The sequence below is a fragment of the Brucella sp. GW823-FHT04E01 genome (assembly GCF_058796175.1).
Window position 1 is genome coordinate 352,893 of the sequence record NZ_JBXAIK010000004.1, and the last position, 17,404, is coordinate 370,296.

Sequence of the window (17,404 nt, forward strand, 5' to 3'; positions counted from 1 at the left end):
CCCTTAGTGCGCGACGGCGGCAGCAGCCGCTTCATCGATCAGGCGACCGGTGGTGAAGCGTTCAAGCGTGAACGGTGCGTTGATCCAGTGTGGTTCGTCGCGTGCGATCGTATGGGCAAAGACATGCGCCGAACCTGGCGTCGCCTTGAAGCCGCCGGTACCCCAGCCGCAATTGACAAACAGGCCCGGAACCGGCGTCTTGCCGATAATCGGCGAACGATCCGGCGTGACGTCAACAATACCGCCCCATTTGCGCAGCATTCGCATACGGGTGAAGATTGGGAAGACTTCGCAGATGGCCGCAAGCGTATGCTCGATCAGCGGCAGGCCGCCGCGCTGGCTGTAGGACACATATTGGTCCGTGCCGGAACCGATCACCAGCTCGCCCTTGTCGGACTGACTGATATAGGCATGAACCGTGTTGGACATGACCACACATGGGAAGATCGGCTTGACCGGCTCGGACACGAGCGCCTGTAGCGGAAAGCTTTCAAGCGGCATACGCACGCCTGCCGTATCCATGACAATCGATGTGCTGCCAGCAGCGGAAACCGCCACTTTCTTCGCCTTGATGAAACCGCGTGGCGTATCCACGCCGGTCACGCGACCCGACGCATCGCGACGAATGGCCGTGACCGGGCAATTCTGGATGATATCAACGCCGCGCTCCGTCGCGCCGCGTGCATAGCCCCATGCAACCGCATCGTGACGGGCCACGCCGCCGCGCCGCTGTAAGGTGGCACCGACGACCGGATAGCGCGCATTGGCTGAAATATCGAGCGGCGGGCAATATTCCTTCGCCTGCTCCTTGGTCAGCCACTCATTGTCGATGCCGTTGAGGCGGTTGGCATGGATGTGACGCTTGAAGCTCTGCACATCATGCACCGTATGCGCCAGCATCATCACGCCGCGCTGCGAGAACATGACATTGTAGTTGAGGTCCTGGCTCAAGCCTTCCCACAGCTTCATCGCATGTTCGTAGAGATGTGCGCTCTCATCATAGAGATAGTTGGAGCGGATAATTGTGGTGTTGCGCCCGGTATTGCCGCCGCCAAGCCAGCCTTTTTCGATGACCGCGACATTGGTGATGCCATGTTCCTTGGCCAGATAATAGGCCGCACCCAGACCATGCCCGCCAGCGCCGACGATGATCACGTCATATTCGGCCTTGGGTTCGGCATTCGGCCATTGCGGCTTCCAGTTCTTGTTGCCGGAAAGCGCATTTTTAATAATAGAAGCTGCAGAAAAACGGGACATAGACAACCACCAGTTTCGCGACCGCAAGCGCCCTGTCGGCACAAGCGAAGCCTTTGATGATATTTCTATTGTTTCCGTTTCAAACCCGACAGCAGGCTTGCGTCAAAAGACGCCACAAATACGACATGCCCACCATTTCGCGACATCTCGCCCACCTCATACAAGTGGGCCCGCGTCTGCAACCTGACGGCAAAGCAGTTTCAAAAATCGCCCCTGTAAAATAGGACAACATTATTGTCCTTTTCCCTTTTCTTTTATTGCGCAAAAGACTACGCATTCTTTCGTAAAATCGCGTCCAAAATAAAAGAAACGCAAGAAAGGTGATTCCGTGACTAAGGAGAATCTACTCGAAAGTGCACTTGTCCGTCTGGACGAGGCTGCAGGCCACATCAACATCGATGCGGACGTCATCGAGAAGCTGAAATATGCACGTGAGACCATGAAAGTGCGACTGATGATCCGCATGGATGATGGTTCTCGCAAATCCTTTCTTGCATGGCGCTGCCGCTACGACGACACGCGCGGACCGACGAAGGGCGGCATCCGCTATCATCCGGAATCGACCGCGGAAGAGGTTGAAACGCTGGCCTTCTGGATGACTTTCAAATGCGCAGTCATGAACCTGCCTTATGGCGGCGGAAAGGGTGCAATTCAGGTCGATCCACGTCAACTCTCAAAGGCTGAGCTGGAGCGTCTTTCGCGCGCCTATATCCAGGCTTTCTCCGGTATTATCGGGCCGGATCGCGACATTCCGGCACCGGATGTCTACACCAATTCCATGATCATGGGCTGGATGGCAGACGAATATTCCCAGATCGTCGGACAGTCCTCGCCTGCCGTCATCACCGGCAAGCCGCTGGCGCTTGGCGGTTCGCTTGGACGCAATGATGCCACGGCGCGCGGCGGCTTTTATCTCGTGCGCCATCTGTCACACGATCTGGGCCTTGCTGCGCAGCTTCGCGTCACGGTTCAGGGCTTCGGCAATGCCGGTCAGTTCATCGCCAAGCTGATGGCTAGCGATGGTCACAAGATCGTTGCCGTATCGGATTCGTCAGGTGCTGTTTATTGCGCCAACGGCCTTGATCTCGATGCTCTTCTGGAAGCGAAAGCACAGAACAAGTCGGTTGTCTCGACAGCTGGCAAGAACGGCCATGAAGCCATCACTCCCGATGAATTGCTTGCAGCCGACTGCGATGTTCTGGTGCCAAGCGCCATGGAAAACATGATCCATGCCGACAACGCAGCTTCCATCAAGGCAAAGCTTATTGTCGAGCTTGCAAATGGTCCAGTGACACCGGAAGCAGACGAAATCCTTGCGAAAAATGGCGTCATCGTTCTGCCGGATATTCTGGCCAATGCCGGTGGCGTGACAGTTTCCTATTTCGAATGGGTGCAGAACCGTCAGGGCTATTACTGGACGCTTGAAGAAATCCACGAGCGCTTGAAAACCATCATGGAACGTGAAGGCCGCGCCATCTGGAACCATGCCAAGCAGCACAATGTGACGGTTCGCTCGGCAGCTTATGTCCATGCGCTGCAGCGTCTTGCACAGGCTATTGAAGCACACGGCACGCAAAACGATTTTGCTGCCTGATCCAGCCTTTTGACATTACCCCTCCTGCCAGCCTGCTGTCAGGAGGGGTGTCGAACGGCGGTTTCCTTTTCCCGTTGGCGCTATAGTTTACCTTCACAAGGAAAAACCAGCGCGATGGGATGATGAGCATGTCGTACAGAAACCTATTCAAGGGAAGTGCCATCGCACTTGCCCTCTTTGCAGGCGCAGTTCAGTTTCCCAGCCTCGCGCAGGCACAGGTGGTCGTGTCTTCCAAGATCGACACTGAGGGCGGCGTCCTTGGCAACATCATTCTGGCCATTCTCAATGCAAATGGTATCCAGACCACTGATCGCATCCAGCTCGGCGCCACGCCGGTCGTTCGCAAGGCGATCACCGCTGGCGAAATCGACATCTATCCCGAATATACGGGCAATGCCGCCTTCTTCTTCAACAAGGCTGACGACCCGCTCTGGAAAGACCCAGCCAAAGCTTATGAGACTGCAAAGCAGCTCGATTACGATGCCAACAAGATCGTCTGGCTGGCACCATCACCGGCAAACAACACCTGGGGCATTGCGGTGCGCAAGGATGTCGCCGACGAAAACAAGCTTACGAACCTGAGCGAATTCGGAAAGTACATTTCAGGCGGCGGAAAGGTCATTCTGGCCGCATCCTCGGAATTCGTGAACTCGGCAGCAGCCCTGCCCGCTTTCCAGACCGCCTATAGCTTTACCCTGAAACCCGACCAGCTCATCACACTTTCAGGCGGGGACACGGCTGCAACCATTGCTGCCGCTGCCAACCAGACCAGCGGCGCCAACGCGGCCATGGTCTACGGCACCGATGGCGGCATCGCGCCTTCCGGACTTGTCGTTCTCGAAGACGACAAGCATGTGCAGCCGGTCTACCAGCCCGCCCCGATCATCCGTGAGGAAGTCTTGAAGAAAAATCCGAAGATCGAGGAACTTCTGAAACCCGTCTTCGAGAAACTCGATCTGACCACCCTTCAGGAACTCAACGGTCGCGTGCAACTGGGTGGCGAACCGGCAAAGGCGGTTGCCGAGGATTTTCTTAAAGCCAACGGATTTCTCAAGTAGAGAGCGCGATAACGGATAATTGCCGGGCATGAGTGCAACACACCAGACGATCCAGGCAAATGGCACGAGGGGCTTGTTTGCATATATCGACAAGCTCGGACTGGTCATTGCGGCAATCGGCTTATCGGGATTGCTTCTGCCATTCGCAAACTTTCGGGCAAACCGCATCGTTCAAGGCGAGCCGCGTTATCTTTTGGATGCCCTGCCACCCTCATTGGCGCTGCTGTTCGCCGCTGTCGTAGCGGCAGGACTGCTGATCGGCTTTGTCCGCAGCAACAATTTGTTGCGGCTGTTCGCGGCTCTGTTCTGCCTCACATCCGTCATGGTGGCAATCGGCCTGGCCGCGTCATATCTGTCGCCTGAAGGAAGCAGATATGCGCGCGTTTCTCCGGCTTCCGGTTTCTGGCTGCTGTTTTTTGCGAGCGCACTTTATGTCGCGGATGGGCTGGTCCGGTTGCGTGCCGGTCCGTTTTTACGGGTCGGACTGCTGGTCATTGCAGGATTACTTCTGGCCGCGCTGCTTTCCTCAGGCCTCTGGGACAGCATCTCATTCATGAAGGAATATCAAAGCCGCGCGGACAGCTTCTGGAACGAAGCCGAACGACATATAGCCCTGGCTTTGGGGTCGCTTGCAGCGGCGACCGCAGTGGGCATTCCGCTGGGGCTTGTCTGCCATCGCTTGGCCGGGTTGCGCGCTTTCGTTCTGAACAGCCTCAATATCGTGCAGACCATTCCATCGATGGCCCTGTTCGGTATTTTGATTGCGCCACTCGGCTGGGTCGCCACGCAGTTTCCCTGGGCGGGTGCTATCGGTATCCGTGGTATCGGCGCTGCACCGGCATTCGTTGCGCTTTTCCTCTATTCGCTGCTGCCTATCGTGGCAAATACCGTCGCAGGGCTGGCACAGGTGCCGGAGCCGGTAACGGACGCAGCCCGCGGCATGGGCATGACGCGCCTGCAACGCCTCTTCAAAACGGAATTTCCGCTCGCTTTTCCCGTTATTCTCACCGGCATACGTATCGTCATGGTGCAGAATATCGGCCTGACGACCATTGCGGCATTGATTGGTGGCGGCGGCTTCGGAACATTCGTCTTTCAGGGCATTGGGCAAACGGCCATGGATCTTGTTCTGCTGGGTGCCTTGCCTACCGTTCTCCTCGCCTTTGCGGCTGCTGTCATTCTCGATGCAGCGATAGAAATCACCGGGAAAGGCAGCTCCCAATGATCGAGTTTGACCATATCACGAAGCGCTATAACGGACGCGCAGCGGTGGACGCGGTGAGCTTCACCATCGAACCCCACAGTATTGCTGCCATTGTCGGGACGTCAGGTTCCGGCAAGACGACCCTCCTGCGGATGGTCAATCGTCTGGTCGAGCCGACCGACGGAGAAATCCGCATCGATGGCCGCAGCATCATGGACGAACCTGGTCATGTTCTGCGGCGGCAGATCGGTTACGTCATCCAGCAGAACGGACTTTTTCCGCATCGTACCGTCGCGGAAAACATAGCGACGGTTCCCCTTCTGCTTGGATGGCAGAAACGGCGCATCGATACACGTGTGGATGAACTGCTTGACCTCTTCCAGCTTGAACCAGCGGACTATCGCGACCGCTATCCGCATGAACTTTCCGGAGGGCAACAGCAACGCGTCGGTGTGGCACGCGCACTCGCTGCCGGGCCGAACATCCTTCTCATGGACGAGCCATTCGGGGCACTCGATCCGGTAATCCGAGCCAAGGCACAGGAAGATCTGAAGGCGATCCAGAAGCGGCTCGGCACGACCATAATCCTTGTCACGCACGACATGGAGGAAGCCATATCGCTGGGTGATCGTATCGCCGTCATGGATGACGGAAAATTGCTGCAATATGGTCCACCGGCAGAAATTCTTGCCCGTCCGGCAACCGATTTCGTCGAACGTCTTGTCGGTACGGGCGAACGGCCTTTCCGCCTCCTCTCTCTCATGGACCTTAAAACCGTGCTCCAGCCCGGTGATGCAAGCGGTGCAACAATGCCTGTAACAGCGTCGCAACGCGATGCCCTTGCCGAGCTTCTGTGGTCAGGACGCAAGGCTCTTCCCGTTCTTGATCATGATGGAAGACCACTTGGACAAGTTACGCTCGACAGGCTCCTGCATCAGGCAGAGCGTCCGGCATGAGGTTGTTCCTGTCCCTTGTTCCGCGTGCGCTGCTTCTGGGCGTTCTGCTGCTGTTTCTGTGGCGGCCCCATCTTTTCGAGCCGTTGTTTCGACCGCTCGTCGATGAGGGCGTCCCGGTCATTTATGATCGTGCAAACTTCGTGACACTGACTTTGCAGCATCTCGGCCTGGTCGCTCTGGCCGCACTTGCATCCACGATTGTAGCCGTCTCGATGGCAATCTTTGTTACCAGAAAGCAGGGCGCAGAGTTTCTGCCACTCTCACGCAGCCTTGTGAATATCGGCCAGACCTTTCCTCCAGTTGCAGTGCTGGCACTTGCAGTGCCGGTCTTCGGTTTCGGAGACAAGCCGACCCTGATTGCACTCTTCCTCTATGGTCTGCTTCCGATTTTTGAAAATACACTGACAGGACTAACGACTTTGCCGCCTCCGGTTGTCGAAGCTGCACGCGGCATGGGGATGACCAGCGCGCAACGGCTTGTCAAAGTCGAGGTTCCGCTTGCCATGCCGGTTATTCTGGCGGGTATCAGACTTTCCGTTGTGATCGGCCTTGCAACGGCTACCATTGGCTCGACTGTCGCTGCCAGAACACTTGGAGAAGTCATCATCGCCGGGCTCATTTCCAACAATCTTGCTTTTGTTTTGCAAGGAGGGCTCGTCGTGGCTGCACTTGCCATACTCATCTTTGATGGGTTTCAGGCAATTGAACATTACCTCATGAAACGTTCCGGACGAGCCATCTGAACGCATAAGCCTCTTTGAAAGACGTCTCTGCATTCCTATATCCTTGCAAATAACCAGCCAGCGAGGAACGGGATGAATATAGGGCAGGCAGCTGCAGCATCTGGCATATCGGCGAAGATGATCCGCCATTATGAAACGATCGGACTCATTGAAGCTGCCGAGAGAACCGGTTCGGGCTATCGCGTCTATACGCAGAAAGACGTTGAGACGCTGCGCTTCATCCGCCGCAGCCGCGATCTCGGTTTTCAGGTTGAACAGATCAAGGAACTGCTGACGCTCTGGCGCGATCGCAACCGCGCATCGGCTGACGTCAAGAAGGTAGCGCTTGGCCATGTCGAGGAGCTGGAAGCCAAGATGCGTCAGTTGCAGGAAATGGCTGATACGCTGCGCTACCTCGCGAAAAACTGCCACGGGGACAACCGCCCCGATTGCCCGATCATTCACCAGCTCGCAGAAAACAGCGTGGAAAGCCGCAAACGCCCGGCTCCACGCAAAGGTGAATTGCTGCACGGTAAAATTTAAGGTCTGCAAATAAAACGCCGGGATCACTCCCGGCGCTTTTCTTTCACATCACCGGCTCAGCCTTTCGGCAGAGTATAGGCGATCACATAATCGCCGGGCTTGGTGCCAACAGAACCATGCCCGCCGGCAACCATCAGAACGAATTGCTGATCGCCGACCGTATAGCTCATTGGCGTCGACTGCCCGCCAGCAGGAAGCCGTGCTTCCCAGAGCTGCTTGCCCGAAGTCAGGTCATAGGCGCGCAGATAATCATCCACGGCTGCACCAAGGAAGGCAACGCCGCCTGCGGTGATCATCGGTCCGCCAATGCCCGGGACGCCGACCTTCAGCGGAAGTGGAACCGGTGACATATCGCGGATCGTTCCATTCCGATGCTTGTAGGCAATCTTGCCGGTTCGCAAGTCAACACCAGCGACATAACCCCATGGCGGCGTCTGGCAGGGAATACCGAGTGGGCCCAGGAATGGTCCCATGAAGACGCCATAAGGGGCGCCGTCGTTGCGGTTCAGGCCCTGCTCGCTTCCCTTTTCATCCTGTCCTTTCGGCGGAATGTCCGCGCGTGGAACGAGGCGCGAGGTGAAGGCGAGATAGGTCGGCATACCGAACATGACTTGCCGCACCGGATCGACAGCAACGCTGCCCCAGTTGAACACACCGAAATTGCCTGGATAGACAATCGTTCCGCGCAGCGAAGGCGGGGTATATCGGCCTTCATAGAACAGCTCGTGGAACTTGATACGACAAGCGAGCTGATCGAACATCGTCACACCCCACATGTCACTTTCGCGCAAGGGCGGCGGACTGAAAGTAAGATCGGAGATCGGCTGCGTCGGCGCAGTATGGTCCTCGGGTATCGCGCCTGTCGGAGCAGGAATTTCCCTGACTGGAATGATCGGCTCGCCAGTGCGTCGATCCAGAACATAGAGATCGCCCTGCTTCGTCGGTCCGACCAGTGCCGGAACCCCGTTGATTTCCAGCAGGACCGGCTGGGCTGGAACGTCCATATCCCATAGATCATGGTGAACTGTCTGGCGCACCCAGCGAAGCTGTCCGGTGTTCACATCGAGAGCGACGATGGACGAGGAAAACTTCTCCACATTCTCGCTGCGGTCCATACCAAGCTGGTCGGGCACCTTGTTGCCGAGCGGAACAAAGATCAGCCCGAGCTTCTCATCGACGCTTGAAACGGACCAGCTATTGGGTGAGTTGGTCGTGTAGTGCTCACCCTCCGGCAGCGGCGTGGTGACATCCGGATTGCCTGAATCCCAGTTCCACAGCAGTTGGCCGGTGCGGATATCGAATGCGCGAATGACGCCCGACTGTTCTTCCGTCGAATAATTATCGTTGACGGCACCGCCAACGATGATCTTGTCGCCGACGACCGCAGGGGGCGAAGTGGAGTAGTAATACCCTGCCGGATTGTATTTCATGCCGTGGCTGAGATCGAGAGTTCCACCATTGGCGAAATCCGTGCAGATTTCTCCGGTGGCCGTATCCAGTGCAATCAATCGCGCATCAGATGTCGGCAGATAGACACGCTCGGCGCATTTCGCTCCAGCCGTTGCGGTCGTATCTTTCCAGTAGCTCACACCACGGCAGGTCTGGTGCTGGCGGTCTGTATTGAAACCGACCTTGGGATCGAATTTCCACTTTTCCTTGCCGGTCGCCGCATCCAGCGCAATAGCCCAGTTATGCGGCGTGCAGAGATAAAGGGAATCGCCAATCTTGAGCGGCGTGACCTGATAGGTCGTTTCGCCCACATCCTGCGGCTGCTTCACATCGCCGGTCTGATACTGCCAGGCGACCTGAAGCCTGGAGACATTCTCCGGCGTTATCTGTGCCAGTGGCGAATAGCGCTGACCGTAAGGCGTTCGACCATATTGATGCCATTCACCATCGGGTACGTTGCCACCAAGATCGGGCGTTGCAGCGACCTTCTCCGTCGGCAGGTCTCCGGCAATATTGTAGCTATCCTGTGTTATCGCATAGCCTGCGACCACGACTGCGATCACCGAGGCTGCAGCCAATGGCAGACCGCTATCGCCTGCTCCGTTATTCAATGGTTTCCTGATCCAGGGCGTCAGCATCCAGAAGCCGAGCAGCACGATGATGCCGCCGCGTGCGCCAAGCTGCCACCAATCGAAGCCGACTTCATAAACGGCCCAGCCGAGCGATCCAAGAATGACAAGCGCATAGACCCATAATGCTGTGGCGCTGCGCCGGGAAAGCAAAACGGCGGTCAGCAGAAAGCCGATCGCCGCGAGTATGTAATACCAGCTACCGCCGAGTGCGGCGAGCCAGATGCCTCCCGCGCCGAGCGCAAGCCCGATCAGGAAAAGAACAATAGAAGTTAACCAGATAAGCAAGACATTACCCCCTTCTAGCACAACCGGCATCCCGTCATATGTGCAGGGAAGCCGGGCGGATTAACCGCTCACCAATTTCGAGGCATTCCAGATATGGCCAGATATGGTCAGATATAGGTTGCAAGTCTTGCAGCAATCCGTGTGCCGCACAACTCCCTGCTGCCTACATATCCACATAGGCGAGCATGGAAAAAATCTAGGGAGCGGCAGAGTAATTCTTTCGCCGGAAAGGTCGAGAGGGACTGGTTTCAGTCCAAGCGGCATCCTTAATTAAGGCAGAGTGCCGAAAAGAAGCTTTGAGCTGTCAGAAGACGCGAAAGGTTGCGCGAATAGGCGTATTTTCGCCCATCAATTATGGCTAACGCATGGCAAAACTGTGTATATTCCGGCTTTCAGGAGGCTTTTCGGTGGCATCACGCAGAGCCGCGCATGATGAGGTGGCTATCGAGACGGCGAATTTCCTTCTCGACGGCTACCCCGCTTTCCTGCGCATTGATCCGCGAGAAAAGCATATCGAGACCCAATTGCGCGATTTGCCGATAATCCTGCGCAACCGTCGTCAGCGGCGGACAGGTGAAGCGACTGAGAGGATGGTCGTCGTGACCGGCAACACGAAGATCGCAGCCCTCTTCGCGTCCGACATGGCGCCGACGCTCGAAGGCGGCGGAGATCACGCCGAAGGCCAGACGATCATTGGCACACAGAACCGTGCGCGTCGGAAACCCGCCGCGATCAAAAATCCGGCCTGCCTCCTGATAGCCCAGTTCCTCGAAATTCCAGTTCTTTGCTTCTATGGGAAGGACGATCGGTTCAACGCCAAGCCTTTCCATGGTTTCGATATAGGCCGAACGCCGTTCCAGCGCATTCTGGTTTACGGCCGGCATTTCGAGGAAGCAGGGGTGTTCCCCCGTTCGATAGAGATACTCGGTGATATTCCCTATGCTCTGACGATTATCCGTGCCGACGAACGGCTGATCGTCGCTGATACGGCTGTCCAGGAAAACTGCAGGTGTCGAGTTCGACAGACTGGAAAGAAGCTTCTCATCCGTATCGAAACCGAGCGGAGCCATCAGAACACCCGCAATCTTGAGAGACATCAAGGTGCGCATCGCCCGCGCTTCGAGTTTTCTCTCACCATGAGATGACAGCACGATGGTCCAGTAGCCCTCCGCCAGACAGCGCATCTCGATCTGGCGAATGATTTCCGCGTAGAATGGATCGGATATATGCGGAACGATAACGCCGATGTTCTTCGGCTTCTTGCGATTGAGGCTGACTGCAAAAATGTTGGGCTGATAATTATAGTCTTTCAACGCCTTTTCGATACGAGCCCGCGTGGAAGGCTTTACGCTTTCAGGATTGTCGAAATATTTCGAGACCGTAGGACGAGACAATCCGCTTGCCGCCGCGAACTCTTCCATCGTCCTGATCTTCTGTTCGGTCATGCCCTGCTTTTCCCATTGGGGTATCGAAGCGTTTTTTCGGCGCCACCCACTTTTCTTTTCATGCGTAAATTTATTTCCGCCCGGAAGCAACAAGTTTCAACACATCAGTGATCAGTAGTCCACGCCTTCACGTGCTTACTGCAGTTCACGCCTATGTAACCTGCCCAAATTCAATCGTTATAATTTTTACACGTGAAAAATTTTATATTGACACACTGAACAAGCTCTAGCATGTCTAGGGGAGCTCAATCACGAGCTGAAGGCCCTGCCCTTCGGGAGGTTTGAAGTTGGCGACAACTGACGGACCAGCAGGAAAACCGTTGTTCATGTCCCATAGAAGGACGCCCCGGCGAGCGCCGGTCATTCGGAGGAAATCATGTTTCGCAAATCGCTCAGCCGTATTCTCTTTTCCGGTGTAGCTCTGGCAATGATGGCAGGTGCTGCATCTGCCGAAGGCATCGGCGCATCGCTTCTCACCCAGCAGCATCCGTTCTACATCTCGCTCGCAGACGCGATGAAGAAGGAAGCGCAGGCAGAAAATGTACCGCTGGAAGTCTCCATCGCCAATCAGGACCTGAGCAAGCAGCTTGCTGATGTGGAAGATTTCATCACCAAGGGCGTTGACGTCATCATCATCTCGCCGGTTGACAGCAAGGGCGTTCGCTCGGCCATCAACAAGGCTGAAAAGGCTGGCATCAAGGTCATTACTGTCGACGTACCGGCCAACAATGTCGATGTGACCTCCTTTGTGGGCACGGACAATTTCGCAGGCGGTGAAAAGGCTGCCGAACTGATGGCAAAGTCCATCGGCGAGAAGGGCAACGTCGCCGTGATCGATTATCCGACGGTTCAGTCGGTCGTGGACCGTATTGAAGGCTTCAAGAAGGGCATTGCCAAATATCCCGACATCAAGATCGTGGCGATCCAGCCGGGCATCACCCGTCCGGAAGCTCTTTCGGCTGCCCAGAACATCCTTCAGGCCAATCCGGATATTGTCGGCATCTTCGGTTTCGGTGACGACGCTGCGCTGGCTGCTGCCTCGGCAGTAAAGTCGGCCAAGCTTGAAAACCAGGTCAAGGTGATCGGCTTCGATGGCATGGAAGAAGCCCGCAATGCCGTCAAAAGCGACCCGGTCATGGTCGGCGTTATCGCCCAGTACCCGGACCAGATGGGCAAGGTTGCAGTTGAAACCGCTGCCAAGGTCATCAAGGGCGAGGAAGTTCCAGCCAAGCAGCCAATCGTTCCGGGCGTCGTCACCAAGGACGGCGAAACCAAGTAACACCGCGTGAAACAGCGACACTCCTCCCAGTCGCTGTTTCCTATCTGCGTGCGGCGGCCCGGCGAACACCACACGCCTTGCCGCCGCCGCAACCCTTTTGAATTGCAGACTTCGCTCGGGATCGATCTTAAAATCCACTGCGAAACTGAATAACGGAGAGTGGAGGCCCCCAAAGTGACAGATACCGAGACAGCCACCAGATCCGAACGAAACGCCCTGCCGGATACGGTGCTTGAAATTCGCGATGTGGCGAAATCCTTCGGCCCGGTCATCGCGCTCAAGCGCATGAACCTGACCGTGCGCCGCGGCCGCGTGCATACGCTTCTTGGCGAAAACGGCGCCGGCAAATCCACGCTGATGAAGATTCTGGCTGGCGTTTTCAAGCCAACCTCCGGCACCATTTTGCTCAAGGGCGCGGCCTATGCGCCGAAAGACCCGCGCGATGCCCGTGCAAATGGTACTGCCATCGTCTTTCAGGAATTGAGCCTGTCGCGCAATCTCAGCGTGGCCGAAAACATCTTCGCCAATCATGAGCCAAGCCGCTTCGGTTTTGTGCGGGAGCGCGAACTGAACGCCGCTGCCGACAAGCTCATCGATGAGCTTGGTCTGCCTGTCGATGCACGCGCAAAGGTTGGCGACCTGTCGATTGCCCAGCGCCAGCTCGTCGAAATCGCCAAGGGCCTGAGCCAGCCTGCTGACGTCGTCATTCTGGATGAGCCGACCTCATCGCTCTCAGACAGCGAAGCGGAAATCCTGTTTTCGATTATCGAGCGCCTGAAAGCCAGGGGCACAGCCGTCATCTATATTTCGCATCGCATGGAAGAAATCATGCGGCTTTCCGACGACATTACGGTCGTTCGCGATGGCGAATATGTAACGACAACCGAGAAGAGTGAGACCACGATCGAGCGACTGATCGCCCTGATGGTCGGCCGTGAGATGAACGACATCTATCCGCCGCGCGAAGCGCCGAGACCATCGGCAAGCGTGCCGCCCATACTTGAAACGAAGAACCTCTCGGTTGCGGGCAAATTTAGCGATGTTTCCATCGACGTGAAACCCGGCGAAGTTCTGGGTCTTTTCGGACTGGTCGGTTCCGGCCGTTCGGACGTGATGAAGGCATTGTTCGGTATGCTGCGGCCCACGGGCGAAATCAGGCTGGACGGAGAGGTTATCACCCTCTCCTCACCGACCGACGCCATCCGCAACGGCATTGCTTTCGTGACCGAGAACCGCAAGGAAGAAGGCCTTGTCCTTCCGCATAGCGTTGAGCGCAACATCAACATGGTTGGGCTCGGACAGCTTGCAGGGCCTTTCGGCCTGATGCGTTCCAGAGCAGAGCGCTCCGCCGCCAAGGCGGAAGTACTGCGTCTTGCCATCAAGACAGCATCCATCGACACGGTTGCCGGGTCGCTCAGCGGCGGCAACCAGCAGAAGATCGTGCTGGCAAAGTGGCTGCAGACAAAGCCGCGCATTCTCATTCTCGATGAGCCGACACGCGGCGTCGATGTCGGCGCGAAATTCGAAATCTATCGCATCATCCGTGAACTTGCCGCCAATGGCGCGGCGATCCTGATGGTTTCCTCCGAACTGCCGGAAGTGCTGGGCCTGAGCGACCGCGTGGCCGTCATGCATAACAAGCATGTCGCCGCCATTGTCGATGCCGATGGTCTTACGCCCGAAACCGTCATGAGCTACGCAGCAGGAATGCACATATGAGCAACGCACAAAATATTCAGAAGAAAGCCGTGGACGCGGAAGTCCGCCGTTCGCTTTTCTCCTCCCCGCTGGTTCGCCAGTATGGCGGCATCATCATCTCACTGGCCGTGCTCTGCGTGGTCTTCGCGGTGCTGAACCCGCGCTTTCTCGCCTTCAACAACTTCATGAACATCATGCAGCAGGTGGCGGTGATCGCCGTTGCTGCCTATGGCATGACCTATGTGATCCTGCTCGGCGAAATCGACCTGTCCATCGGCTCGATCATCGCAGTTTCCGGCATGGTGGCAGCGCAAGCCTTCGCCATGGGCTTCGGCTTTGTGCCGACGGTCGTTTTCACCCTTGCGGCGGGCGCCATCATGGGTGGCCTGAACGGCGTGCTTTCGGCAAAGCTGATGCTGCCATCCTTCATCGTGACGGTTGCGACAATGGGCATCTATCGCGGCATGGTCAGTCTGCCGACCAATGGCGCGCCTGAAATCATCGAAAACGATACCTGGCTTACCATCGGCTCGGAAAACTGGCTCGGTCTGCCGATCATCATCTGGATCGTCGGCATCCTGTTCATCTTCAATTATATCCTGCTGTCGAAGACCGTTTTCGGCCGCCGCATCTATCTTTCGGGCGGCAACAAGGAAGCGGCGATCTATTCGGGTATCCGCGTCGACCGCATCAAGATCATCGTCTTCATGCTCTCCGGCGTCATGGCAGCCATCAGCGGCATCTTGCTCTCATCACGCCTGTCCTCAGCACAGACCAATGCAGGCATGGGCTATGAACTCGACGCCATTGCGGCGGTCGTGCTTGGCGGCACCTCGCTTGCTGGCGGCGTCGGCACCATGGTCGGCACCATTCTGGGCGCGCTCATCATCGGTGTCATCAACAACGGCATGAACATGCTGTCGGTGCCCTATTTCTATCAGCTCATCGTCAAGGGCGTGGTCATTCTGGTCGCCGTCTGGCTGGACGTGCGCTCGAAATCCATGCGCACATAATCGCGGTGCACCTTATGAAAAAGATCATCACCATCGGCGAGATCGTCGTCGAAATCATGGCCCTAGAAACCGGCAACGGTTTCAAGACCGCCATCCCATTGATCGGGCCGTTCGCCTCCGGCGCGCCCGCAATCTTCATCGATCAGGTGGCCAAGATGGGCCAGCCTTGCGGCATGGTCAGCGCGGTCGGCAATGACGATTTCGGCGCGCTCAATGTCGAGCGCCTGCAGAAGGACGGCGTGGATGTTTCGGCCATCGGCGTGCATCCGACAGCCGCCACCGGCAGCGCCTTCGTGCGTTATCGCCCGGATGGCAATCGCGATTTCATCTTCAACATCAAGCACAGCGCATGCAGTGCCATCGGCCTGACGCCGGAAGCCGAAAAGCTGATCGAGACCGCCGATCATCTGCATATCATGGGTTCTGCCCTGTTCTCCGAGGGCATTGTTTCGGCGATCCACGAGGCGACGATCCGCATCAAGGCAAAGGGCGGCACTGTCTCCTTCGACCCGAATATCCGCAAGGAAATGCTGGAATTGCCGGGTATGCGCCAGGCACTGGCCCATGCGCTGGAAAACACCGACCTGTTCATGCCAAGCGGCCCGGAAATCTTCCTCTTCACCAAGGCGACCGAGGAAAAGGCGGCCGTGGAAGAACTGCTGGCGCGGGGCGTCAAGGCCGTTGTGGTCAAGCGCGGTGCGGAAGGCGCAAGCTATTTCGATCAGTCCGGCGAAGTTTTCGCGCCTGCCTTCAAGGTCGATGAGATCGACCCGACCGGAGCGGGCGATAGTTTTGGCGCGGCATTCGTTACCTGCTGGCTGCGCGACATGGCACCGAAAGAAGCCCTCGTCATCGCCAACGCCACCGGCGCACGCGCCGTCGGCGTCAAGGGACCGATGGAAGGCACCTCGACCATGGCCGAAATTGAAGCCTTCCTTCAGAAAAACGGAGTTCCAGCATGAGCAGCACGAAGGTTCTGAGCGCACTTCCCGCCCGTTACGCCAGCGGCGTTCGCGGCGGCATTACGTCGATCTGCTCTGCGCATCCGCTGGTGATTGAAGCAGCCCTTCTTGAAGGCATCGCGACCGAGACCGACGTGCTGATCGAGGCCACCTGCAATCAGGTCAATCAGGACGGCGGCTATACAGGCATGACGCCCGCCGACTTCCGCCGTTTTGTGGAAGACATCGCCGCCCGTGTCGGCTTCGACACCAAGCGGCTTATTCTGGGCGGCGACCATCTCGGCCCCAACCCGTGGAAGCATCTGCCCGCCGAAGAAGCCCTTGCGAAGTCGGATGTGATGATCGACGCCTTCGTGCGCGCAGGCTTCACCAAAATCCATCTCGATACGTCGATGGGTTGCGCTGGCGAACCGGTCGCGCTGCCTGATGCCGTGACCGCCGGGCGCGCTGCGCGTCTGGCCAAGGTTTCGGAAGCAGCGGCCCGTGAAGCCGGATACGACCTGCCTGTCTATATCATCGGAACGGAAGTCCCGATCCCAGGCGGCGCGATGGAAGAAATCGAAGAGCTGGAGCTGACCAAGCCGGGTGCGGCGGTCGAAACCGTCGCCATTCACCGCAAGGCTTTTGCGGCACTCGGGCTGGAGGACGCCTTCGCCCGCGCCATCGGTGTCGTGGTGCAGCCGGGCGTCGAGTTCGGCAACGAAAATGTCGTCTTCTACAACAGCGAAAAGGCGACAGCTCTCAGCGGCGTTCTCAGCGAAATGGCGCAATTCGTCTTTGAAGCCCACTCCACCGACTATCAGCCGGTGGAAGCGCTTTCCGATCTGGTTGATGACGGTTTCACCATTCTGAAAGTCGGCCCCGGCCTGACTTTTGCGCTGCGCGAGGCGCTCTATGGGCTCGACCAGATTGCGGCTTTCCTCGACAAGCTGCCGGAAGAAGAAACCCTGCGCGGCAAGATGGAAGCACTGCTGCTGGCCGAACCGAAGAACTGGGAAAAATATTACCACGGCGACGCGGAAGAACTGCGCCTGCAACGCCATTTCTCCTATAGCGACCGCATTCGCTATTACTGGCCGCATCCGGTCGCAACTGCTGCCGTGGATGCGCTTTTGAACCGTCTGGAAGGGCGCAAGATACCGGAAACGCTGATCAGTCAGTATCTGGGCACGCTTTATCCAGCAGTCGCCTCGGGTGAGATTGAAGCGACGCCCCACGCCTTGATGGTGGAGGCCGTCCGCAATGTGGTCCGGACATACGGCAAGGCTGTCGGAACCCACTGAAATCGAAAGGCGCGGTCAACACCG

The 17,404-nt window shown here is 57.1% G+C and carries 14 protein-coding genes; 11 read left to right on the forward strand and 3 right to left on the reverse strand.

Annotated elements, in window-relative coordinates; all coding sequences use genetic code 11:
• Nucleotides 1–3: 3 nt before the first annotated feature.
• Nucleotides 4–1,257 carry a sarcosine oxidase subunit beta family protein gene (locus AC1RHM_RS16865; RefSeq protein ID WP_010658072.1) on the reverse strand — a complete coding sequence of 418 codons (1,254 nt, stop codon included), beginning with the start codon at nt 1,255–1,257 and terminating at the stop codon, nt 4–6.
• Between the two features lie 328 nt (nt 1,258–1,585).
• On the opposite strand from AC1RHM_RS16865, the gene AC1RHM_RS16870 reads away from it, so the two are divergent.
• From AC1RHM_RS16870 to cueR, 6 genes are all read left to right on the forward strand, one after another.
• Nucleotides 1,586–2,851, forward strand: coding sequence for a Glu/Leu/Phe/Val family dehydrogenase (locus AC1RHM_RS16870; RefSeq protein WP_010658071.1), 1,266 nt, complete (start codon nt 1,586–1,588; stop codon nt 2,849–2,851).
• Nucleotides 2,852–2,979: 128 nt separating this feature from the next.
• Nucleotides 2,980–3,909 (forward strand): glycine betaine ABC transporter substrate-binding protein OsmF, encoded by a 930-nt coding sequence (gene osmF, locus AC1RHM_RS16875; protein WP_029375863.1) that lies wholly within the window; start codon nt 2,980–2,982, stop codon nt 3,907–3,909.
• 19 nt (nt 3,910–3,928) lie between these two features.
• Nucleotides 3,929–5,134: an ABC transporter permease gene (locus AC1RHM_RS16880; protein WP_376752912.1), complete on the forward strand. Its 1,206-nt coding sequence runs from the start codon at nt 3,929–3,931 to the stop codon at nt 5,132–5,134.
• The gene (locus AC1RHM_RS16885) at nt 5,131–6,069 is read left to right on the forward strand and encodes an ABC transporter ATP-binding protein (protein ID WP_010658068.1); all 939 of its coding nucleotides are present in this window, start codon (nt 5,131–5,133) and stop codon (nt 6,067–6,069) included. Before AC1RHM_RS16880 ends, AC1RHM_RS16885 begins: the two co-directional genes overlap by 4 nt.
• The gene (locus AC1RHM_RS16890; protein ID WP_010658067.1) at nt 6,066–6,812 is read left to right on the forward strand and encodes an ABC transporter permease; all 747 of its coding nucleotides are present in this window, start codon (nt 6,066–6,068) and stop codon (nt 6,810–6,812) included. The genes AC1RHM_RS16885 and AC1RHM_RS16890 overlap by 4 nt, the downstream gene beginning before the upstream one ends.
• Before the next feature lie 72 nt (nt 6,813–6,884).
• Nucleotides 6,885–7,334 (forward strand): Cu(I)-responsive transcriptional regulator, encoded by a 450-nt coding sequence (gene cueR, locus AC1RHM_RS16895; protein ID WP_010658066.1) that lies wholly within the window; start codon nt 6,885–6,887, stop codon nt 7,332–7,334.
• A 56-nt stretch (nt 7,335–7,390) separates the two neighbouring features.
• Here cueR and AC1RHM_RS16900 read toward each other — a convergent pair whose 3' ends face one another.
• Both AC1RHM_RS16900 and AC1RHM_RS16905 read right to left on the reverse strand, forming a co-directional pair.
• A complete protein-coding gene (locus AC1RHM_RS16900; protein ID WP_010658065.1) occupies nt 7,391–9,700 on the reverse strand; it encodes a glucose/quinate/shikimate family membrane-bound PQQ-dependent dehydrogenase in 2,310 nt (769 codons plus the stop codon).
• A 413-nt stretch (nt 9,701–10,113) separates the two neighbouring features.
• Nucleotides 10,114–11,145: a LacI family DNA-binding transcriptional regulator gene (locus AC1RHM_RS16905; protein WP_010658064.1), complete on the reverse strand. Its 1,032-nt coding sequence runs from the start codon at nt 11,143–11,145 to the stop codon at nt 10,114–10,116.
• A 376-nt stretch (nt 11,146–11,521) separates the two neighbouring features.
• Here AC1RHM_RS16905 and AC1RHM_RS16910 point away from each other — a divergent pair, with 376 nt between their 5' ends.
• From AC1RHM_RS16910 to AC1RHM_RS16930, 5 genes are all read left to right on the forward strand, one after another.
• Nucleotides 11,522–12,424 (forward strand): substrate-binding domain-containing protein, encoded by a 903-nt coding sequence (locus AC1RHM_RS16910; RefSeq protein WP_010658063.1) that lies wholly within the window; start codon nt 11,522–11,524, stop codon nt 12,422–12,424.
• A 174-nt stretch (nt 12,425–12,598) separates the two neighbouring features.
• Nucleotides 12,599–14,143: a sugar ABC transporter ATP-binding protein gene (locus AC1RHM_RS16915; RefSeq protein ID WP_492332603.1), complete on the forward strand. Its 1,545-nt coding sequence runs from the start codon at nt 12,599–12,601 to the stop codon at nt 14,141–14,143.
• Nucleotides 14,140–15,135, forward strand: coding sequence for an ABC transporter permease (locus AC1RHM_RS16920; RefSeq protein WP_010658061.1), 996 nt, complete (start codon nt 14,140–14,142; stop codon nt 15,133–15,135). The genes AC1RHM_RS16915 and AC1RHM_RS16920 overlap by 4 nt, the downstream gene beginning before the upstream one ends.
• Nucleotides 15,136–15,149: 14 nt before the next feature.
• The gene (locus AC1RHM_RS16925) at nt 15,150–16,097 is read left to right on the forward strand and encodes a tagatose kinase (RefSeq protein WP_010658060.1); all 948 of its coding nucleotides are present in this window, start codon (nt 15,150–15,152) and stop codon (nt 16,095–16,097) included.
• Nucleotides 16,094–17,380, forward strand: a complete 1,287-nt coding sequence (locus AC1RHM_RS16930; RefSeq protein WP_010658059.1) for a D-tagatose-bisphosphate aldolase, class II, non-catalytic subunit — start codon at nt 16,094–16,096, stop codon at nt 17,378–17,380. Before AC1RHM_RS16925 ends, AC1RHM_RS16930 begins: the two co-directional genes overlap by 4 nt.
• Nucleotides 17,381–17,404: the final 24 nt, after the last annotated feature.